Here is a 20,068-nt window from a genome sequence, read left to right as displayed (position 1 = left end):
GTGCGATGTGGCGATCTTTGTGCTCAGGAAGGCCATATCTATCTTCTGGCGCGCCAACATTACCTTGCTGGCAGCAGCGGACACAATGCAAAGCTCATGCTGGCGCTGTTGAGCATTTCCATGCATGCCGCGCCGATGCTGGGCAGACCTTGGCCGCCAAAGGCGGGGGGCTGCAACCCTCTTCCATCAACCGCAGGTAAGCCCATTTGAAGCCGGGCAAGGTGCTCACCGAGCCATCGGCCAAGGCAGCGGGGTTTTGTCCCCCAGCTGCATTCAGCGGCGCGATCACTATCTGGGTGAATTTGGCGCAGGCTTGGGCCGTCTCCGGCATGACTTCTTCCAGCCCCTGCAGTCGCGCGGTTGCGTCTAGCCCAGCAAGTTCCTTCATGCAACACAGCATGTCGTCAATGGGGGCTTGGTAAGTCATGTCCTTGCTTATCTTCCGTACGTTCAATGAGATACAGAGGCAATGCCTACGGCGGTTTCCGCGCGCACCTCCTGCGCAGGAAACCCAGCTTTGTCCTGCGCGGCGCGCGGCGAGCGGTCCATGAGGGATACCACGACGATCACCACGAATGCCAACGGCATCGAAATCAGTGTGGGGTAGTCATAGGGAAATACCGGCGCAGAGAAATGGAAGATGCGCACCCATACCGCAGGCGAGAGCACTACCAAAGCAAGAGCTACGCTCAGCCCTACCAGGCCGCCGGCCAAGGCACCACGGGTCGTCAGGCTGCGCCAGTACATCGACATGAGCAACACTGGAAAGTTGGCGGATGCAGCGATGCTGAAGGCAAGGGCCACCAGGAAAGCCACGTTCTGATCTCGAAAGAGCAGACCGAGCACGATGGCTACCATGCCGATGCCAATGGAGGCCAGACGGTTCACGCGCATGGCCTCACTGGGGGAAACATGGTCGTTCTTGTAGACCTTTGCATACAGGTCATGCGCAATAGCGGAGGCACCGGCCAGCGTCAATCCACTGACCACCGCGAGAATGGTGGCGAACGATACGGCAGCCAGCAGGCCGAACAGCAAGTTGCCGCCCAGCGCGGTCGCCAGGTGCATGATGGGCATATTTGAGCCACCCAGCACAGGGCCGCCCACCTTGCCGTCCACGTAGAATGCGGGGTAGTTCGGCAGGATGGCCATTGCACTGAGACCCAGAAAGCAGATGATCACAAAGAACGCGCCCATCAAGCCTGTGGCGACGAAAACCGATTTGCGGGCCGCGCGCGCATTGGGCACGGTGAAGAAACGCATCATGATGTGAGGCAGGCCCGCAATGCCAAAGACTAGGGAGACGGCCAGTGACAAGCCGGAGATCGGATTCGCCATGAGCTTCCAGGGCCCTTTCATCGCTTCGCCAGCCTGATGGTTGTTGGCAGCAGCCGCCAATAAGGACGAGAAGTCGAAATTAAAGTAGCGCAAAGCAAGCACCATCAGCACGATGCCGTTGCCCAGCATCAGCACGGCCTTGATGATCTGCACCCAGGTCGTTGCAACCATGCCGCCGACCACGACATACACCATCATCAGCAGACCAACGGCAATGACGGCATAGGTGTAGTCGATGCCAAACAGTAGCTGCACCAACTGTCCGGCGCCAACCATCTGCACAATGAGGTAGAACAGCACCACGGTCAGCGAACTGATCGCGGTGAAGATGCGCGTACTGCGCTCATCCAAGCGGTAGGAAACGATGTCGCTCAGCGTATAGCGCCCCAGGTTGCGCAGGCGCTCAGCAATCAGAAACATGATCATGGGCCAGCCCATGAAGGCACACACCGCGTAGATCAGCGAGTCGAAGCCGTTGGAGAATGCCAAACTGGAGATACCCAGCAATGTGGCTGCAGACATGTAGTCGCCCACGATTGCCATTCCATTCTGGGTCCCAGTGATACCGCCACCTGCAGTGTAAAAATCCGAGGTGGAACGCGTGCGGTTTGATGCCCAGTAGGTGATGCCTAGCGTGATGGCGACAAAACCAGCGAAGATCAGGATGGCCTGCGTGTTCATGTTTGCAACCCCGACAGCAGCCGCGTGCACTGAGCGTCGAAGCGTGTATTAGCAATGTGGATATAAATGCCCGTTAGCCCCCATGACAACGCGATCAGCCCGGTGGCGCATGCCACGCCGCTGGTAAGCGTTCCCTCGCGATTCAAAGGCACGGCCAGACTGGCAGGCGACATCACTGCAGCCAGAATGAAGGCCATACACAGTCCCAGGCATACGCTGGCAAAGGCAAATGCCACGCGGCGGCGCTGGGTTTTGAGTTGTTCGTAGCCAGGGTGGCCGGGCAGCCGCCGGCATATTTCTTCATTCGATAGCATGCTTCTCTCCGTTGTTGTTGCGGGTTGGCAGGCGACCAGAATCAGTGGCCCAGTTGCACCTTGTGCGCCCTCTTGTTGACGAACTCGCCCAGGCGCTGCTGTACGTCATGCCCCTGCTGGATCATGGCCATGACCAGCCCTTCGGTGAACAAACCATCCGTGGCCGACATGTCCGCAATGCGGTTGATGGCACTGACGATGGCGTAGTTGGATAGCGCCGCGTTGCCAGCGATCTTTTTCGCCAGGGAAAGTGCCAATTCAGAGGCTGGTGTATCGCCCTTGGCGGAGTCGCAGACGTAGTGGGCCAGACCGAGTTGACGGCCTTCCTGCGCATCGATAACCCGGCCCGTGAGCATCATCTCAACCATGCGGGGGGCGGAGATGATGCGCGCCGTGCGCACAGTGGCACCGCCGCCAGTGAAGATGCCACGTGTTCCCTCGGGCAACGCGAAGAAGGTGCCACTGTCGGCCACACGGACATGGGCCGCGCTGGCAAGTTCCAGCCCACCGCCTACTACGGCGCCTTGCAGGCAGGCGACCACAGGGATGCCGCCATGCTGGATCTTGTCGAACGCGCGGTGCCAGCCCTGACACACGCGCATGAATTCAACGCCGCTGCGCTCCTTGTCATGGTGCTCCTTCAAATCGAGCCCGGCACAGAAATGCTCACCCTTGGCCATTAGAAGGACGACGCGGATGTGGCTGGGAATAGCCGAAAAATAGGCATCGATGGCCGTAATCGCTTCCTCGTTCAGCGCATTGCGCTTGTGCTCCATGTTCAGGGTAACGATGCCGACGTCGTCCTGCTCGGACGTCAGCAAAAGAGGGGTAGACATAGAAAGAACTCCTTGCAAGCGGTGAAATGGGTAACGAATGGGGATAGGGACGGATCACGTCGCCAGCGCACGCAGCGCTGTTTTCTGAATCTTTCCGGTGGCCGTCATCGGCATGTGATCTATGAACACCACCCTGTCGGGAATGGACCACTTCGCCACACGCCCTTGGTAGCGCGCAAGAATCCGTTCAGCCGATCGCTCCGCGCCCGCCTTCGGCACGACGAACAGCACCGGGCGTTCACCCCACTTTTCGTTGGCCTCGGCAATGCAGGCTGCCAACTCGACACCGGACTCTTCCATCGCGATGTTTTCAATCTCTATGGATGAGATCCACTCTCCGCCTGACTTGATGACATCCTTGCGGCGATCCGTGATGCGCATGTAGCCGTCCGCATCCATGCTGCCGACGTCTCCCGTACAGAACCATCCGTCTTCGATCGCGGGCTCAGTCTTGCCGTAGTAGCGAGAGATGACCCAGTTGCCCTGAACCATCAGGTGCCCAGTTGAAACTCCATCGTGGGGCAATCGATTGCCAGCATCGTCCACCACCTTGAATCTCGCACCAAACAAGGGCCGCCCTTGCGACGCCAGCACCTGCAGGGCTTCGTCGCCAGACAGCGACGCATGCTGGGGAAGCAATTGGCACACCGTTCCTAGAGGGGACACCTCCGTCATACCCCAGGCGTGGCGCACCGTGACATTACGGGCACCAAAAGCCGCAATCATGTGAGGCGGGCATGCCGCGCCACCGATGAGGATGCGCTGGAGCGTGCTGAAGGCTAGTCCGTGGTTTTCGGCATGGTCCAACACGCCTTTCCATACAGTTGGAACGCCGGCCGACAACGTCACCCCTGCTCGCTCGCACAGAGCGTACAGGCGCTCCCCCTGCATGTTCGATCCCGGCAAGACAATCTTGGCCCCGGACATCAAGGCTGAATACGGCAAACCCCAAGCATTGACATGAAACATGGGCACCAATGGCATCACGGCATCTCTGGCCGAGATGGCGACGGCGTTGGGATGGCTGGACGCGTAGGCGTGCAGCACAGTTGATCGATGGGAGTACAGGGCCCCCTTTGGCGCTCCAGTGGTGCCGGACGTGTAGCACAGCCCACACGCGGTATTTTCATCAAAGACCGGCCATTCAAAGCCACGGGTGTCGTTGCCAAGCCAGGAGCCGTAGTTGTCCCCAGCGCTTCCTCCACCTGCACCTTCGCTCAACAGCACCCAATGCGCCACTGACGGGCACTGAGGGCGCAAGAAATCGACCAGCTCTGTGAATTGCGCGTCGTAGAACAGAACGCTGTCCTGCGCATCATTGATGATGAAGGTGATTTGCTCACGACTCAGCCGCGGATTAACCGTGTGGCAAATCACGCCGATACCAGCCGTGGCATAGTAGATTTCCAGATGGCGATAGGTATTCCATGCCAATGTCGCCACCCTCTGACCTGGCTGCACTTCATGTCGCGTCATACCGATGGCCAGATCCATCACTCTTTCACCGAATTCACGGTACGAGTACGTGTGCAACCCACCATCGTCAAGTGCCGTTAAAATCTGCTGATCTCCGCTATTTTCAAGGGCATACGTTAGGATTGAACCGATAAGCAGCGGCATGCGCATCATGTTTCCAAGCCGTTCCATGTCGTTGTCTCCTTTTCCTTTATTCAGAGAATAGGTACAAGGCGCTCCCCATCCAATTGCCAATGGCGACTTGAAACATGCAAAAAGTGACAATCGCACCAGATCCCCTGGAATGGCCTCAAACGGATGCAGAGGATGGCAGAAGTACCTCGACGGCAACTGTTTCACTCGATTTGGTGCAGGATCTGCTGCAAAGCCTGCGGGCGCTTTGCTCTGAACAAGCTTTGGATCGCTGCCTGAAAGAGGCTGGAATCGTCAAGGAATTCATCAGTCACCCTGGCGCTCGGCTCACACACGATCAGCTCGTTGGGCTTTATCAGAAAAGCGCAGGCGCAACGGGCGATGAAATGATGGGTTTATGGAGCCGCCCCATACGAACCGGCTCCCTGAAATACATCATCCGGGTGCTCATGGATGCGCCCACAATCGATGTGGCGCTATATCGCTTCACACAGTTCTGGAACCTGCTGCTGGACGACTATCGCTTGAATTTTGGACAAGCTGAAACCACACTGCGCCTGGACCTGATCCCCCGTTCACCCGAGGCGAGGGTGAACCGCTTCGGCCACGCACTGATGTTGAAGCTCACGCACGGTATCGTTTCATGGCTCGTCGGCCGGGAGGTTCCTGTTTACAGCGTGGGGCTCGCATTTCCGCGTCCCTCCTTTGCCGCCGACTATCCGATCCTGTTCCCGGCCCCCATTGATTTCGATGGCAAGCACTCGCAGATCACCTTTGGTGCCGAGCTAGGGAAAATTCGGCCCGTACGCAGTGCAGCTGACGTACGGACCTTTCTTGCACGAGCACCCCGCGATTGGATATTCACCTCCTACCACGAACACGCTATACGGCTAAAAGTGCGCGAGTTGTTGCACGCAGATCTGGGAAGAACGCTGGACGACGTTTCAAGCCGACTGCACATGTCCTCGCGAACATTGATCCGCAAATTGCAAGAGGAAGGTCTGTCCTTCCAGGGCATCAAGGATGAACTGCGCAGGGACTTGGCCATCCTGAACCTTGTACGTAACGACGTTTCTCTGGCTGAGATCTCCTATGCCCTGGGCTTCAGCACTCCTGCTGTTTTTCACCGTGCCTTTCGTCACTGGACGGGTATGACTCCGGGCACATACCGGACTGCGCAGCGAAGCATCTCCCAAATAACCAAGCCATGACGTCAGTCATGCAGCCTGAAGCCCGCCACTGCGTACCGTTGTGGCCTGTTGCCCCAACCGCTGTTAGAGAGCAGGCTTCTACAGTGTGAATCTCATGTCCGCACTGACCGTCAGTTACCAGGCGATGGACGATGGTCCCGACCGTATTGGCGGCAATGTCCTTGACGATCTGCGCCAGTTCCTGATTTTTCAGGCTTGAATTGACTACCCATCGTCCAAACATGGGTGTTCAGTCATTGGCTGGCATTCCAGACTCGGTACTCCAACACCAATCAGGAGACTGGCAATGAGTGACTCGGTTCTGGAGCAACTTCAGCAGCGTTTGCAGCATCTTGAGGATATTCAGTCGATACAGGCTTTGAAGGCCCGGTACTTGCGAGCCTGCGATCAGAAGCAGCCGAATGCCATGCGTGAGTGCTTTGTGGAACATGGCGCAGTTATCGAGGCCGATGGTTTTCCGGCTTTTACGGATCGCGAAGAATGGGTTGAAACCTTCACCAGGCTGGCGGTTGCCAACCCGTCCATCCAGGACATGCACCACGGCCACAACCCTCAGATCAGCTTCACGGGAGCTGATAGTGCAAAAGGCTTGTGGGATCTGGAGTTCTGCCAGGTCAATGTCAAGGAACGCACCATCGTCAATCTCTCAGGTCAGTACAGTGATGAGTACGAGCGCATCAACGGGTGCTGGCAGATCCGTACCATGCGCTTTGCGCGGGGATCATTTGTCATGCGCCAGGTCGATGCAGGCGGCATTGAAAGAGTCATTGCCCTGGGCAAGCCTCCGGCAGCTGGATTCATTGAAAACAACTGATCCTTGCTCTGTTGCAAACAGCAAAAAGCCCGATACAGCCAATGCCATATCGGGCTTTGTGCAAGAGAACTGGGTTTATCAGTTGGCCAGAATCACTTCCACACGGCGAGCTTCGGCATTGGAGCCGTCGGCCTGAGATTGCTCGGGCTTCTTCAGCTCGACCTTGTCTTCTGCCACGCCCAGTGCCACCAGGGCGGCCTGGACGGCTTGCGCACGTTGCTTGGCCAGCTCCGCGTTGATTTCAGCACTGCCGGTTGCATCATGGAAACCGGAGATCACGGCGCGCTTGCCTTCGGCCACGCCCTTGACCACATCGCTCAGCGCTTCGTTGGCGCCAGCGGCCACTTCCGCCTTGCCCGAGACAAAGTAGAACTTGACCACACCGTTTTCCACGATCACGCGGGCAGTTTCTTCAACCACCACCACAGGCACGTTGGTCGCGCTGGGTGCGGACACTGCTGCTTCGGCCTTGGGAGCATGGGAAATGCCGCGCTTGTAGACGACGGTGCCGACGACGGTGGAGACAACCAGAGCGATCAGGGCAAACAGAAAACCCAGGGCAAAGCGTTGTTGGCTATCGTCGTCAGAGCTGTTGAAGGACATGAATGAAATCTCCGTATTTGCGGGTGATTATGAAAGTACGAAACCTGTATTCATGACACTTTGCAGCCCGGCTACATGCTTCAGGCTGACAAAGCGACAAAACCACGCATTCTAGAGGTTTGCCGTGAAACGCCCTAACTGCTGCTCTCACAGCAATCGCAAAAAAGATTCAAATTTCAGCCGTTTCACACCGGGAAAGCGTTGCTTTTACGCCTTCGTGTGTGCACAGGTGCACCGACGGCGCGTCCGCGCGTTATATATCAAAGTCAATTCAGCTCTGAATCCGGTTCGAGGAGTTTCCATGTCCGCCCTTCCTTTGTTGAATCATTCCATGCGTGATGCTGACCAGATGCTGGAGCGGGCTCTGGTGCAGTGGGGAGGTGACGAGGATTTGTGGATCTTTGGTTATGGTTCCCTGATCTGGCGTCCCGAATTCGACTTCAGCGAACGCCGTTCGGCCCATGTACATGGCTGGCATCGTGCCCTCAAAATGTGGAGCACCATCAACCGTGGCACGCCCCAGGTTCCAGGCCTGGTGTTTGGCATGCTCTCGGGCGGCAGTTGCCAGGGCATGGCCTTCCGTATTCCGCGTAACCAAGGCGATACCGTCATGCGCAAGCTTTGGCTGCGTGAGATGCCCAATGCCGTCTATGACCCGCGCTGGCTGCCTTGCCGCACCCCGCACGGAGCCGTGAAAGCCCTCGCATTCACGCTGTCACGCCAAAGCCCGCACCATACCGGCGAGCTGGCGCCGGATGAATACCGGCGCATTTTCTCTCAGGCCCAGGGTATATACGGCACGACCCTGGACTATGCGCAGGCTACTTTTGACGAGCTGCAACGGCTTGGCATCGACGACAAGGCGCTCAAGCGCCTGCTGGCCTATGCGGACTTCCAGAAAGCCAGTTGCCCATCTGCTGCTGCTATTTGAAACGTAGCTAACATCGCTCTACTGTATTGGTCTGCAGAGCAAGAAAGCTTGAAATTCTGGCGATCCGGGGCACAATGGCCTTTTGATTTCGGAAAGACTGCCATGTTCCCCAACCGTGTTGCCGCCCTCTTTTCGCGCCCTGCCTGGGCAGGTTTGACGCTTGCAGCAAGCTTGGTCATGACGGCCTGCTCCACGACCAGCAACACGGCTGCGCCCTCTTCTTCGGAGACGACTCCCGCAGCAGCTCTCAGCAAAGGCGTTCAATCGATTGCACGTCTGGAAGCCACCAAGGGCAGCCAGGTAACGGGTACGGTACAGTTCTTTCCGCAGCCCGACGGCAGCGTTCGGGTGCAAGGCCGTGTGGAAGGGCTTGCGCCGAATAGCGAGCACGGCTTTCATGTCCATGAAAAAGGTGACTGCTCCAGCGGCGACGGCTTGAGCGCCGGCGGCCACTTCAACCCTGGACAGCAGGCGCATGGCAAATTCGGCGACAGCAAGGCCCATCACATCGGTGACCTGCCCAGCCTTGACGCCGACACCCAGGGCGTGGCAACTATCGATTTTGTGAGCAAGGAGTTCAAATTGGACAGAGGCAGCAGCGGCATTCTGGGTCGATCGCTGATCGTGCACAACGATCCGGATGACTACACGACCCAGCCCACCGGCAATTCAGGCGCACGCCTGGCTTGTGCCGTGATTGAGCGCGGCGCCTAAGCCTGCCATCGCCTGGAAAATGAATAGCGAGCGTGCATTTGAAGGACAAGGCCAGGCAGCCGGAACCGGGGCTTGTCTGATAGACGAACTCGGCAAATTCAAAGGCTACCTCGTCAGGCCCTCCCTCAGAGGCTTCTAGAGAATCAAGAATTGCGCGCCTGCCAGATCCTGCGCGCCTCTTCCAAGGCCTGCACAGTGTCCACATCAAGCACGCAGCCTATGTCATCGCAGTCCCAGCGCCACAGACGCTGATTCTCCGCCGCGTTGCGCACGATGGAGGCTGCGCCCAGATCGCCACTGAGCTCAGCAAGTTCCTGCGCTGCTGCACGACTGAAAGCCACAGGATGGCCCTTCTGGCCCTGATAAAAAGGTTGGATCACACGCAGCTCGCGACTCTCCAGCTGTGCCAGCTGCAAAGCCAGTTGTTGCAGCGTGCTGGCTTGAATCAAGGGCAAATCTGCAGGCAGGACCAGCCAGCCATTGGCGCCGGCTGTGGCCTTGACGGCCGCCGCAATGCTGTCGCCCATGCCGGGATGCGGCCCGTATTCCAGATGCCAGGGAAGGCCCGAGGCCTGCACTGCAGCCAGCGTGGTTTGCAGAACGGTTTGCAGGCCCAGCATGGCCTGGAGCTTGTGGCTGGATCCGCCCGATGCGAGAAAACGCTCTCCCCTGCCCGCAGCGAGAACCAGCACACAAGGCTGCTCCGGATCAATCACGGGAGCGGACAAAACTTCTTGATTCATATTGCTGTCGAGCATAACGCCGGCTTTGGCTGCGCGGCACAATGTGGACATGAGCAGCCTATCTTCATCCATTGCCGATCTGCGCAAAAGCTATGAACGCGCAGAGCTGAGCGAATCCGCTTCCAACCAGAATCCCCTGCAGCAGTTCGACCAATGGCTGCAGGAAGCCGTGAGAGCCCAAGTGCCTGAGCCCAATGCCATGACTGTGGCGACCGTGAGCGGCGACCTGCGACCCAGCACGCGTATTGTGCTGATCAAAGGTTACGACGAGCGTGGCATTGTCTGGTACACCAACTACGACAGCCGAAAGGGCCAGCAGCTGGCGGGCAATCCATTCGCTGCATTGCAATTTCACTGGGTAGAGCTGGAGCGCGTGGTGCGCATCGAAGGCCGTGTGGAAAAAGTCAGTGCCGAAGAAAGCGATGCCTACTTTGCCAGCCGCCCGCTTGACTCCAGAATTGGGGCCTGGGCCAGTCCGCAAAGCCAGGTCATCAGTGGCCGCGGCGTGCTGGTGGCCAATGCCGCCAAGTACAGCGCGCAGTTTTTGCTCAATCCTCCCCGGCCTCCCCACTGGGGCGGTTTCCGCCTGGTACCTGAGCGGTGGGAATTCTGGCAGGGACGCAAGAGCCGGCTGCATGACCGCCTGAGCTACCGCCAGGAAGGTCAGCACTGGATTCGTGAACGACTGGCTCCCTGAGTTTTGATGGATCCCTCATTGAAATGGGAGGGCGCAGCGACAGAAAGCGCCCTCTTCGCTGATGACCTTTGGCTTGTGATTAAGTGAATGAATTTATGTCGGTGCTGATAAATACAACATGTAAGTTACATTAATATCATCAAATGCAAAATATAGACATTTCGGATCTGCAGCCTCCAGACCCATCCACTCTGCCAACAGGAAGTCAGCTGTTTCGCGACTGGCTAGAGCATGAGGGCAACAAGAGTTGGGATGCGCTGGATACTTCTCCTGACGGCAACTATGAAAAGGTCTGGCAGGCCTGGTTGATGCATTTGTCCAGGCAGGCACCGATCTCTGACAAGGAGCGCCCTGCGCGCAGGCAACGTTCTTCAAAGCCCTGGCATCAGGCAACCGAGCTGGATGTGCAAAGCTTCTTGCAGATACGCGATGGCCAACGTGCGCACCACCACCCCGAGCGCAAGATCAGCCCGGTCACCCGCCGCCGCTACTGGCGGCTGCTGGAGCGCATCTACGATCATGCGATGGAGCACGGCTGGATCAGCGCCAACCCAGCAACCGGTCTCGAGCCGGCTGAACGCCCTCCCTCCGAGGACGGCAAGGGCCATTGTCTGCCTCCCCTGCTCTGGCAGTCACTGCCAAGGCACTTTCCCAGCGCCGACGGCTATCAGGATGCACGCGATCGCGCCATTGTGTTGCTGCTCTACGAGCTGGCTCTGGCCCCCGAGGAAGTACGCTGCCTACTCTGGAAGAACCTGCTTTCAAGCGCCGATCAGGTCTGGCTTGGCAGCTTGGAGAGCATTGCGAACGGAGAGTCACCCCTGCCTCGCTACCTGCAGATAGAAGGCGGTAGAAATGCTCAGCAACGGCTGCTTGAGTTGCCCGACTCCGTGGCCCAGGCCCTGCAAAGCTGGAGAAGATTCAGCGCCGCACAGCGCGGGCCGTCAGTGATTGACGGCAACCATATCGTTTTCTATTCGCGCCGTGGCGGCGAACTGTCAGTACGCATGCTGTTCCATGTGGCCTCGCAGATCATTCAGCGCGCCCATCAGGCCCAGCCCGAGGACAGTCAGAAATTTCCGCTGCAGCGCGTAGGGCCGCAGGTCTTGCGCAACACGGCCATCGTGCAATGGCTGCGCGCCGGCGTGCCCGAATCGGAAGTGATTGCCAGGATCGGCGTGGACAGCACACGTTCCCTGCGCCATCTGCAGCACTATCTATAGCCACGACATCCGGCCCAGGCCCAAACCTGGGCCGGATGCGGCTTAACTCAGCTGCAGCCGGATCAGAAATCCATTCTCAGACCGACCACCAGATTACGCCCCGTCAACGGGGCTGCACTCTTGATGAACGAGGTTGCTGCGTAGGCCAGACGGTTGGTGAGGTTCTGGCCCTTGACATAGAACTGCCACTGGTTGCCGCCACTCTTCCAGAGGTAGCTCGCGCCCAGGTTCAGCATGCCGTAGCCAGGCGTCTGGGTTTCATACTGGGCCGTGCGGTTCTGGCGCAGCACTTGGGTCCATTCGGCCATGGTGTCCCAGCCGGCCAGACGCGCGTTCACACGCAAGCCGGCACGCAATGCCGGAATGCGTGGCAGCGCAGAGCCGTCTTCCAGACGCGCACGCACGCCGTCGCCAAACACGGTCAGGCTCAACTCGCGACTCAGGCGCTGGCTCAGCTGGGCCTCCCAGCCCGTAAAGCGCGCATTGCCCTGGGTGTATTGCAGCAGCTGCAACCCTTCGTGAGCATCCAGCGTGGCGCCGTAGATATAGCCCTTGATGCGGTAGTGATAGGCATTGAGCTTCCAGGTCGTATCACCGGCCGTCTTGGCCAGGCCCAGGTCCAGCGCCTGCGAGCGCTCGCGCGACAGATTGGGATTGCCGATCTCGTAGGTTGCCGTGGCCATGTGCAGGCCGTTGGCAAACAGCTCTTCGGCCGTGGGCATGCGGCTGCCGCTGGTGAACGAGGCCGATGCGCTATAGCCGGGCTGGAACTTCCAGACCGTGCCCAGCGACGCCGAAGTGGCGCTGTGGCTGCGACGCTCGTTGCTCAGCTCGGCCTCCACGCGTTGGCGGTCGTGGCGCAAGGCTCCCTGAAAGCTCCAATCCTGCCAGCGGTATTCCTCAAGCAGATAGAGGCTGTGGCGCTGGGTATCCGTGGGCTGCACATAGGCCTCTTCGCCCGTGGCGCTGAAGCGGCGCTTGAGGGTTTGCAGACCCAGCGTGCCACGCCAGCCGGCGATGGGTTCATGCTCCATCTCCAGGCGCAGGTCATGGGCCTTGTTTCTGAACTGAGTTGCCACGCTGCCATCCTCGATCTCGTCGTGGCGGTAATTGGTCAGGCCGCCGCGCAGACGCAGTGCGGCGATGCCGGCCGTGGGCTTGCGCCATTCGCCGCGCAGATCCCAGCGCTCGCTGGTCAGATCGACCACGGGCACGCTGCCGCCTTCCTCATGATCATGGTCGTGGTCATGCCCGTCATGGGAGCCGCAATGCAGATGATCGCCATGTGCATGGCAGCCTTCGAAGCTGTGCTGATGGCCTGGCAAGCCGTACTTGGCCTGCTGCCGCGTGTAGGCCAGACCCAGATAGCCCTGATTACCTACCCACGACAGGCCCACGCTGCCCGTGTTGCCGCGGCTGAAGCTGCCCGGAACCTTGCTCTGGCCCCAGCCGCTGCCCACGCGATAGTCTCCCGCGTTGCGGGCCACGCCTTCGGCATGCAGCACCAGCTGGCCGTTATCGTTCTTGAGCGGCGTGGCCGTGGTCAGGGAGAAGGCCCCGGCCGACATGCCTGCCGCCGTTCCAGCCTGCACCTCGGCCGAACCTTCCAGGCCCTTCTCGGGCACCCGGGTCGGAATCTTGCCGTCCAGCACATTCACCACGCCCCCCATGGCGCCGGGGCTGTAGAGCAAAGCTGAAGGGCCGCGCAGCACTTCGATCTGATTGGCCAGCAGCGGCTCGGTGGTCACCGCATGGTCGGGGCTGACCGTCGAGGCATCGAGCAACTCCGAGCCATCGCTGAGCACGGAGACCCGCGCACCATCCATGCCGCGAATCACCGGTCGGCTGGCTCCCGCACCGAAATGGCTTGCATTGATGCCCGGCTCGGCCGCCAGGGTCTCGCCCAGGGTCGCGGCACGGCGCAGGCGCAGTTCCTCTTCGCCGAGCACCTGGACGGGCGTGGCCATATCGCCGGCGGCCATGCCTGTCGCCGACACCGTCACCTCGGCCAGGCTGGACTCCTGCTTGGCCGCATCGGACTGCGCAAAGGCCAGGGGTGAGCAGGCCAGCAGGCCCAGGCCCGTGCCCAGGGCCAGTCCTCGCCCTGCTGGTTGCAGCGCCTCTATGGCGCGGGCCAGAGCCGACTTGGGGGAGCGGCGCAAGGAATGGGCGGAAGAATTCGAAAAACGTTGAGACATCTCAGTTCCACAAACAACCGTGCGCACGCAGACCATCAAAGAAAGTACGCACGGAAATTCAATAAAAACAGCATAAATCGCTTATGTATAAAGCGCTTATAGCTATCAATTCTGATGTTTCTGGTGTAGGCGGCAAAGCATGCCGCAGCATGGATCCGGCCTAGACCAGGGAGCTGAGAGACAGAGGAGGCGCGCGAGCAGCCAGCGGCGCTGCAATAAAGACGGCTCTGGGTGCGGGAGCAAAAGGCCGAGGGATGAAGCTGTCAGGTGGCGGCGCACTGAAAGCGAGCACGGCCACAGGCCCGGCATAGCCATGATTGACCTGATCCAGCAACTGACATTCGGCCGGGCCGTGACCCGCAAACAGCGCATGGACCCAGCCCTGATCCGGGGCGCAGCCGCTGTTGTCACTCTGGCAGTCGCCAGCCACAGCCGGCGAGGTTGGCTGCACATGGCTGTGCGCCACATAGGACTTTGCCGGGACTGTATTGTTGACCGAGTGAACCGCACGGTGCATCTGGCCAAGCGTCGGGCCCAGCACCATGGCCAGGGCCAGCAGGCCCATCAGCCAGCGCATCACCCAGATTTCACGCAGGCTGGCACAACCGCCAGCGGATGCTGGACGGCTGTTTCTGCGCAGATGGGAGTGATGTGACACGTTCAGGAGCAAATGCGGTCTCGGGCGAAACGGCTGCAGCAAAGCTGCCGGGGGTTGCAAAGTGTATCTGCACTGCGGGTCGTGCGCAGCAAGCCAGGCTTAATCCTTGAGCCAGCGCGAGAACGCTTTCTGGAATTTCTGCACCTTGGGTCCCACCACAAAAGCGCAATAGCCCTGACCCGGGTGCTGCAGGAAATAGTCCTGGTGATAGTCTTCGGCGGGCCAGTAGTTGGTCAAGGGCTCGATCTGAGTGACCATGGGTGCATCAAACGCTTTTTCGCTCTGCATTTCCTCGACCAATGCCCGCGCCACAGTCGCCTGCTGCGCATCAGTGGTGAAGATTGCACTGCGGTACTGCGTGCCCACATCATTGCCCTGACGGTTCAGTGTGGTCGGATCATGGGTGCCGAAGAAGATCAGCAGCACATCGCGCAAGCTGATGACCGCGGGGTCGAATTCAAGCTTCACCACCTCTGCATGACCGGTCTGGCCGGTACAGATATCGTCGTAGCTCGGGTGGTCCAAATGGCCGTTGGCATAGCCGCTTTCCACATCGACAATGCCGCGCACGCGATCGAAGACGGCTTCCGTGCACCAAAAGCAACCGCCGCCCAGATAAATGGTTTCCGCAGCCATTGCGGGCTCCTTGTGTTTAAGACGCATCAAGCGTAGCTCAAATCAACTACCCATTTTCACCAATGACAGTGATTGCGGCACCGCTATGCTGCACGGCGCCCACTACACTTGCAATACAAGCGGTGTCCTGCGCATCTAATATGTGACGCATAGAACAGAAGAAACCTGTCTCAGAGGAACGAAGCGCCATCGTGCAGAAGCCGGGCAGGACGGCGCACGAAAAGGTCTTGGTAAAACAAGATTGTTCTTATTTTTCCGCGTGGCCATTGATTACATACTTCGCGCAACTTTGACTGGATTTTTAATCTCCTCGGATATTCACCGACAGGATGCCGATACACACCATGAAGCGTTCCGGCCGCTGGGCCTTGAGTTTGGCCCTGATCGGCTTGCTGGCTATCACAGGCTGGCGCGCAGTCGTCAATCTGCAGCATAAAAAGCCGGCTGTGGCCAATGGATCGGCACCGCTGGAGCTGCCCATACAACTGGCTGCCCAGGAGGTTCTGACGGCTCAACCCCTTCAACTTGCCTTGAGCGTTCCCCTCAACGGTGTGGTTCAGGCAGTGAATTCAGCCATGGTCAAGGCCTATGTCGCGGGCGAACTGCGCGGCCTGACGGTGCGTGAAGGCGATAGCGTCAGCAAGGGCCAGCAGCTGGCTCGCGTTGATGCCACGGAGGCCGAGGCACGCTGGCGCCAGGCGAAGCAGCAGGCCGATGCCTCCAGAGCCCAGTTGGTGATTGCCCAGCGCAACCAGGACAACAATGCAGCCCTGGTGCAAAAAGGCTTTATCTCCACCACCGCACTGCTGACCTCGCAGGCCAACCTGGATTCGGCCCGCGCCAATCTGGCCGCCACCCAGGCCGCCGCCGATGCGGCCCGAAAGTCCGTCACCGACGCCGTCATCACCAGCCCCATGAGTGGGCAGATCGCCCAGCGCTTTGTCCAGAACGGCGAGCGCGTTGGTGTGGAAGCGCGCATCGTCGAAGTCGTCGATCCAGGGAAACTGGAAATCATGGCCCAGCTCGCTCCCGCAGATTCGGTACAGGTTCAGGTCGGCCAACTGGCCGAGCTGCAAGTGCCCGGTGCCCCCCAGGACATGACGGCCATCAGAGCCAAGGTGGTGCGCATCAATCCCAACGCCCAGACCGGCTCGCGCACTGTGGCGGCCTATCTGGCAGTGCAAAAGGACGAAGCCGCCAAGAACAATAGCAGTCAACGCATTCCACAGTTGCGCCCCGGCCTGTTCTTGCAGGGAAGCATACTGACCGGCAACGCCAGCCAGCTAGCCGTGCCTCTGGCCGCCGTGCGCACCGACAAGCCCCTGCCCTATGTGCAAGTGCTGCAAGCGGTCAAGCCGACCGTGGCCGCAATCGCACCGGAGCGTACACAGGAAATCTCCAGCCGCACAGAGCTTCGCGTGATCCACAAGACCGTGGAACTGGGACGCCAGTCCGCCCATGAAGGCGCAACCTGGGTGCAGATCCTCAAGGGCCTGAATGCGGGCGACCGGATACTGGCTGGCAGCACCGGCGGTCTGCGCGAAGGCACGCTGGTCGAAGAATCGGCCGAGCCAGTCAGCAGCGGGAGCCGGTAAATGTGGTTCACGCGCATCAGCCTCAAGAACCCGGTGCTGGCCACCATGCTCATGCTGGCCTTTGTGGTGCTGGGCATTTTTTCCTACCAGCGGCTCAAGGTTGACCAGTTCCCGAACATCGAGTTTCCAGTAGTGGTGGTCACGGTCGAGTATCCGGGAGCCTCGCCCGAGATCGTCGAGAGCGAGGTCACCAAGAAAATAGAGGAAGCCGTCAACTCGGTCGCCGGCATCAATGCCCTCACCTCGCGCAGCTACGAAGGCACCAGCGTCGTCATCATCGAGTTCCAGCTGCATATAGACGGTCGCCGCGCTGCCGACGATGTACGCGAGAAGGTCGCCTCAGTGCGCCCCACTCTGCGTGACGAGGTCAAGGAGCCGCGCGTCATCCGCTTCGACCCGGCCAGCACGGCTGTCTGGTCGCTGGCCGTGCTGCCAGACCCCCATGCCCTGCACGGCGAGACCGCAGCCAATGGCCAGAGCGTGACGCCGCCCGACGCGATTGCGCTGACGAGCTGGGCCGACCAGGTGCTGAAAAAGCGGCTGGAGAATGTGCGCGGCGTGGGCGCCGTGAACATGGTGGGAGCCACCAAGCGCGAGATCAATGTCTATCTGGACCCGCAGGCGCTCGAGGCCTACTCCATCACTCCCGAGCAGGTTGCCCAGGCGGTGCGCGCCGAAAACCAGGATCTGCCCGTGGGCTCGATCCGCTCCAAGGCCCAGGAACGCGTGGTGCAGATCGATGCCCGCATTCAGCGCCCCGAAGAGTTCGCCCGCATCATCGTAGCCTACCGCAACGGCGCTCCGATCCGCGTCGGCCAGCTGGCCCGCGTGCAGGACGATGCGCAGGAGCTGCAGACCCTGGCGCTGTACAACGGCAGCCGCACTCTGCTGATGTCCGTGCAAAAGGCCCAGGACGAGAACACCATCGAGGTAGTCGACGGCCTGAACGCGGCGATCAAGGCCATCGCCCCCGAGCTGCCACCCGGCGTGCGCCTGCAGGCGATTGCCGACAACTCGCGCGCCATCCGCGTGGGCGTGGACAACGTGCGCCAAACCCTGATCGAGGGAGCCTTGCTCACGGTACTCATCGTGTTTCTGTTCCTGAATTCCTGGCGCTCCACGGTGATCACGGGGCTGACGCTACCCATCGCACTGATTGGCACCTTTCTCTTCATGTACTGGTTTGGCTTTTCCATCAATATGGTCACGCTGATGGCGCTCTCGCTGTGCGTGGGTTTGCTGATCGACGATGCCATCGTGGTGCGCGAGAACATCGTGCGCCATGTGCAGATGGGCAAGAACGCCTATCAGGCAGCCATGGAAGGCACGCAGGAGATCGGGCTGGCCGTGCTCGCCACCACGCTTTCCATCGTCGCCGTATTTCTGCCCATAGGCTTTATGGGCGGCATCATCGGCAAGTTCTTCCATGAGTTCGGCATCACCATCGTGGCGGCCGTGCTGATCTCCATGTTCGTCAGCTTCACGCTGGACCCCATGCTCTCCAGCGTCTGGCATGACCCGGCAATCCACGCCCATGGCGAACATGGCAGCAAAAGCCTGTACGACCGCACGCTGGGTCGCGTGACGGCCTGGGTGGAGCGCATGAGCGATCGGCTCTCGGACGTCTATCAGGGCATACTGCGCTGGTCGCTGGCTCACAAGCTGCTCACCCTGGCGCTGGCATTCATTATTTTCATAGCAAGCATCGCTCTTGTACCCTTGCTTGGCACCGAATTTGTGCCCAAGGCGGACTTCTCGGAAACTTCGATCAGCTTCAACACCCCCGAAGGCTCCTCGATCGAAGCCACCGAAGCCAAGGCCAGGCAGGTGACGAACATATTGCGCGCCTTGCCAGAGGTGCGCTACACGCTGACCACCATCAACACCGGCAATGCCAACGGCAAGAACTACGCCAATATCTATGTGCGCCTGGTTGACCGCCACCAGCGCAGCCGCAATGTGGACGAGATTTCGGCCTATCTGCGCCCCAGGCTGCAGGCGGTTGCAGGCATCAAGCTCACCCATGTGGGCCTGCGCGAGGCCGTGGGCGGGCAAAAGCAGGTCGAGTTCTCGCTCATGGGCCCGGATCTGGACGAACTGGGCCGCCTGAGCCAGATCGTCCAGGAGCGCATAGCCGACATCCCGGGTCTGGTCGATCTGGACTCCAGCCTCAAGCCCAACAAGCCCATGGTCAATATCGAGGTCCATCGCGATGCCGCGGCCGATCTGGGCCTGTCGATAGGCAATATGGCTGGCGCACTGCGCACCTGGGTGGCCGGCCAGACCGTGGGCAACTGGCGGGCCAGCGACGACCAGACCTATGACGTGAACGTGCGGCTCCAGCCCGAGGCCCGCACCACGCCCCAGGACCTGGAGCGCCTGCCGTTTGCACTGGCGACCGGAGATGGCGGCATGCGTATCGTGCGCCTCAACCAAGTCGCCAGCGTGGTGGACAGCACCGGCCCCAGCCAGATCAACCGCCGCAACCTCAACCGCGAAGTCGCCATCAACGCCAATGTCTATCTGCGCAGCACGGGCGAGGTCACAGCCGATATCAAGCAGGCGCTGGCCACCATTCCCATGCCGCCCGGCTACAGCTACCAGTTCAGCGGCGCGGCCAAGAACATGGCCGAATCCTTCGGCTACGCGATTTCCGCGTTGATGCTGGCCATCATCTTCATCTACATGATTCTGGCCAGCCAGTTCAAGAGCTTTCTCCAGCCCCTGGCACTCATGACCTCGCTGCCCCTGACGCTGATCGGCGTTGTGCTGGCCCTGATGATGTTCGGCTCGGCCCTGTCCATGTTTTCCATCATCGGCGTGGTCATGCTCATGGGTCTGGTGACAAAGAACGCCATTCTTCTGGTGGACTTTGCCATCCGCGCCCGCGAGAGCCGCACCAACGAGGTCAGCGGCCAGACCGAGCCGGGCCTGCCGCGCAACGAAGCGCTGCTGCTGGCGGCCCGGGTGCGCCTGCGCCCGATTCTGATGACCACGCTGGCCATGATCTTCGGCATGGTGCCGCTGGCCTTTGCGGTCACCGAGGGCTCCGAGCAACGCGCCCCCATGGGTCAGGCAGTGATCGGTGGCGTCATCACTTCCTCGCTGCTGACCCTGGTCGTGGTGCCCGTGGTGTACTGCTATCTCGATGATTTTTCCAACTGGATGCGCCGTAAATGGTCTGGCGTGCCCTCAAAAAGCGATGAGCCGCCGCACGAAGCCTCCGAGGCTCGTAGAATCGATGGTTTGTCCTGATAAGTCTTTCCCC

General features: G+C 59.9%; 17 protein-coding genes and 1 pseudogene. 8 read left to right on the top strand and 10 right to left on the bottom strand.

Features of this window, described 5'->3' with window-relative positions; all coding sequences use genetic code 11:
- Positions 1 to 71: 71 nt before the first annotated feature.
- The 5 genes and pseudogenes from MPZ60_RS12345 to MPZ60_RS12325 form a co-directional block, all read right to left on the bottom strand.
- A pseudogene (locus tag MPZ60_RS12345) lies at positions 72 to 427 on the bottom strand (acyl-CoA dehydrogenase N-terminal domain-containing protein); the annotation flags it as partial.
- A gap of 23 nt (positions 428 to 450) precedes the next feature.
- Positions 451 to 2,019 carry a sodium/solute symporter gene (locus tag MPZ60_RS12340; RefSeq protein WP_034355979.1) on the bottom strand — a complete coding sequence of 523 codons (1,569 nt, stop codon included), beginning with the start codon at positions 2,017 to 2,019 and terminating at the stop codon, positions 451 to 453.
- Complete coding sequence (locus tag MPZ60_RS12335; RefSeq protein WP_034355977.1) at positions 2,016 to 2,333, bottom strand: DUF485 domain-containing protein; 318 nt, start codon at positions 2,331 to 2,333, stop codon at positions 2,016 to 2,018. The genes MPZ60_RS12340 and MPZ60_RS12335 overlap by 4 nt, the downstream gene beginning before the upstream one ends.
- A gap of 41 nt (positions 2,334 to 2,374) precedes the next feature.
- A complete protein-coding gene (locus tag MPZ60_RS12330; protein WP_034355974.1) occupies positions 2,375 to 3,169 on the bottom strand; it encodes a crotonase/enoyl-CoA hydratase family protein in 795 nt (264 codons plus the stop codon).
- 54 nt (positions 3,170 to 3,223) lie between these two features.
- Complete coding sequence (locus MPZ60_RS12325) at positions 3,224 to 4,816, bottom strand: long-chain-fatty-acid--CoA ligase (protein WP_034355971.1); 1,593 nt, start codon at positions 4,814 to 4,816, stop codon at positions 3,224 to 3,226.
- A gap of 176 nt (positions 4,817 to 4,992) precedes the next feature.
- Between MPZ60_RS12325 and MPZ60_RS12320 the strand changes: the two genes are divergently transcribed.
- On the top strand, positions 4,993 to 5,988 hold the full coding sequence (locus MPZ60_RS12320; protein WP_034356023.1) for an AraC family transcriptional regulator: 996 nt from the start codon (positions 4,993 to 4,995) through the stop codon (positions 5,986 to 5,988).
- Positions 5,989 to 6,274: 286 nt separating this feature from the next.
- The gene (locus MPZ60_RS12315) at positions 6,275 to 6,802 is read left to right on the top strand and encodes a nuclear transport factor 2 family protein (RefSeq protein WP_034355968.1); all 528 of its coding nucleotides are present in this window, start codon (positions 6,275 to 6,277) and stop codon (positions 6,800 to 6,802) included.
- 78 nt (positions 6,803 to 6,880) lie between these two features.
- Here the strand turns inward: MPZ60_RS12315 and MPZ60_RS12310 are convergent, their stop codons facing one another.
- Positions 6,881 to 7,405 carry an OmpA family protein gene (locus tag MPZ60_RS12310; RefSeq protein WP_034355965.1) on the bottom strand — a complete coding sequence of 175 codons (525 nt, stop codon included), beginning with the start codon at positions 7,403 to 7,405 and terminating at the stop codon, positions 6,881 to 6,883.
- A gap of 301 nt (positions 7,406 to 7,706) precedes the next feature.
- On the opposite strand from MPZ60_RS12310, the gene MPZ60_RS12305 reads away from it, so the two are divergent.
- Positions 7,707 to 8,336, top strand: a complete 630-nt coding sequence (locus MPZ60_RS12305; RefSeq protein WP_034355962.1) for a gamma-glutamylcyclotransferase — start codon at positions 7,707 to 7,709, stop codon at positions 8,334 to 8,336.
- A gap of 102 nt (positions 8,337 to 8,438) precedes the next feature.
- A complete protein-coding gene (locus MPZ60_RS12300) occupies positions 8,439 to 9,050 on the top strand; it encodes a superoxide dismutase family protein (RefSeq protein ID WP_034355960.1) in 612 nt (203 codons plus the stop codon).
- A gap of 143 nt (positions 9,051 to 9,193) precedes the next feature.
- On the opposite strand, the gene MPZ60_RS12295 is transcribed toward MPZ60_RS12300, so the two are convergent.
- On the bottom strand, positions 9,194 to 9,808 hold the full coding sequence (locus MPZ60_RS12295; protein WP_034356021.1) for an NTP transferase domain-containing protein: 615 nt from the start codon (positions 9,806 to 9,808) through the stop codon (positions 9,194 to 9,196).
- A 34-nt stretch (positions 9,809 to 9,842) separates the two neighbouring features.
- Between MPZ60_RS12295 and pdxH the strand changes: the two genes are divergently transcribed.
- On the top strand, positions 9,843 to 10,490 hold the full coding sequence (pdxH, locus tag MPZ60_RS12290) for a pyridoxamine 5'-phosphate oxidase (protein ID WP_034356018.1): 648 nt from the start codon (positions 9,843 to 9,845) through the stop codon (positions 10,488 to 10,490).
- 143 nt (positions 10,491 to 10,633) lie between these two features.
- Positions 10,634 to 11,713 carry a site-specific integrase gene (locus MPZ60_RS12285; protein WP_034355957.1) on the top strand — a complete coding sequence of 360 codons (1,080 nt, stop codon included), beginning with the start codon at positions 10,634 to 10,636 and terminating at the stop codon, positions 11,711 to 11,713.
- 62 nt (positions 11,714 to 11,775) lie between these two features.
- Here MPZ60_RS12285 and MPZ60_RS12280 read toward each other — a convergent pair whose 3' ends face one another.
- The 3 genes from MPZ60_RS12280 to msrA all read right to left on the bottom strand — a co-directional run bounded on the left by MPZ60_RS12280 (position 11,776) and on the right by msrA (position 15,205).
- Positions 11,776 to 13,911 carry a TonB-dependent receptor domain-containing protein gene (locus tag MPZ60_RS12280; protein WP_034355954.1) on the bottom strand — a complete coding sequence of 712 codons (2,136 nt, stop codon included), beginning with the start codon at positions 13,909 to 13,911 and terminating at the stop codon, positions 11,776 to 11,778.
- 160 nt (positions 13,912 to 14,071) lie between these two features.
- Positions 14,072 to 14,488 carry a hypothetical protein gene (locus MPZ60_RS12275; protein WP_034355951.1) on the bottom strand — a complete coding sequence of 139 codons (417 nt, stop codon included), beginning with the start codon at positions 14,486 to 14,488 and terminating at the stop codon, positions 14,072 to 14,074.
- Positions 14,489 to 14,668: 180 nt separating this feature from the next.
- Positions 14,669 to 15,205, bottom strand: coding sequence for a peptide-methionine (S)-S-oxide reductase MsrA (gene msrA, locus MPZ60_RS12270; RefSeq protein WP_034355948.1), 537 nt, complete (start codon positions 15,203 to 15,205; stop codon positions 14,669 to 14,671).
- Between the two features lie 344 nt (positions 15,206 to 15,549).
- Between msrA and MPZ60_RS12265 the strand changes: the two genes are divergently transcribed.
- A complete protein-coding gene (locus MPZ60_RS12265; RefSeq protein ID WP_034355945.1) occupies positions 15,550 to 16,800 on the top strand; it encodes an efflux RND transporter periplasmic adaptor subunit in 1,251 nt (416 codons plus the stop codon).
- A complete protein-coding gene (locus MPZ60_RS12260) occupies positions 16,801 to 20,055 on the top strand; it encodes an efflux RND transporter permease subunit (protein ID WP_034355942.1) in 3,255 nt (1,084 codons plus the stop codon).
- The last annotated feature ends 13 nt before the right edge of the window (positions 20,056 to 20,068 follow it).

Origin of the sequence: Comamonas sp. 7D-2 (genome assembly GCF_022749555.1) — a bacterium.
In the GTDB taxonomy this organism is placed as follows: Bacteria; Pseudomonadota; Gammaproteobacteria; order Burkholderiales; family Burkholderiaceae_C; genus Comamonas; species Comamonas thiooxydans.
Note: the sequence above shows the minus strand (reverse complement) of the source record. Positions and strands in the feature narration are given on the sequence as shown.

Excerpts from the sequence above, each read along its gene's own strand:
- MPZ60_RS12340 (WP_034355979.1), bottom strand. The coding sequence starts at position 2,019 with ATGAACACGCAGGCCATCCTGATCTTCGCTGGTTTTGTCGCCATCACG.
- MPZ60_RS12335 (WP_034355977.1), bottom strand. The coding sequence starts at position 2,333 with ATGCTATCGAATGAAGAAATATGCCGGCGGCTGCCCGGCCACCCTGGC.
- MPZ60_RS12330 (WP_034355974.1), bottom strand. The coding sequence starts at position 3,169 with ATGTCTACCCCTCTTTTGCTGACGTCCGAGCAGGACGACGTCGGCATC.
- MPZ60_RS12325 (WP_034355971.1), bottom strand. The coding sequence starts at position 4,816 with ATGGAACGGCTTGGAAACATGATGCGCATGCCGCTGCTTATCGGTTCA.
- MPZ60_RS12315 (WP_034355968.1), top strand. The coding sequence starts at position 6,275 with ATGAGTGACTCGGTTCTGGAGCAACTTCAGCAGCGTTTGCAGCATCTT.
- MPZ60_RS12310 (WP_034355965.1), bottom strand. The coding sequence starts at position 7,405 with ATGTCCTTCAACAGCTCTGACGACGATAGCCAACAACGCTTTGCCCTG.
- MPZ60_RS12305 (WP_034355962.1), top strand. The coding sequence starts at position 7,707 with ATGTCCGCCCTTCCTTTGTTGAATCATTCCATGCGTGATGCTGACCAG.
- MPZ60_RS12300 (WP_034355960.1), top strand. The coding sequence starts at position 8,439 with ATGTTCCCCAACCGTGTTGCCGCCCTCTTTTCGCGCCCTGCCTGGGCA.
- MPZ60_RS12295 (WP_034356021.1), bottom strand. The coding sequence starts at position 9,808 with ATGCTCGACAGCAATATGAATCAAGAAGTTTTGTCCGCTCCCGTGATT.
- pdxH (WP_034356018.1), top strand. The coding sequence starts at position 9,843 with ATGAGCAGCCTATCTTCATCCATTGCCGATCTGCGCAAAAGCTATGAA.
- MPZ60_RS12285 (WP_034355957.1), top strand. The coding sequence starts at position 10,634 with ATGCAAAATATAGACATTTCGGATCTGCAGCCTCCAGACCCATCCACT.
- MPZ60_RS12280 (WP_034355954.1), bottom strand. The coding sequence starts at position 13,911 with ATGTCTCAACGTTTTTCGAATTCTTCCGCCCATTCCTTGCGCCGCTCC.
- MPZ60_RS12275 (WP_034355951.1), bottom strand. The coding sequence starts at position 14,488 with ATGCGCTGGCTGATGGGCCTGCTGGCCCTGGCCATGGTGCTGGGCCCG.
- msrA (WP_034355948.1), bottom strand. The coding sequence starts at position 15,205 with ATGGCTGCGGAAACCATTTATCTGGGCGGCGGTTGCTTTTGGTGCACG.
- MPZ60_RS12265 (WP_034355945.1), top strand. The coding sequence starts at position 15,550 with ATGAAGCGTTCCGGCCGCTGGGCCTTGAGTTTGGCCCTGATCGGCTTG.
- MPZ60_RS12260 (WP_034355942.1), top strand. The coding sequence starts at position 16,801 with ATGTGGTTCACGCGCATCAGCCTCAAGAACCCGGTGCTGGCCACCATG.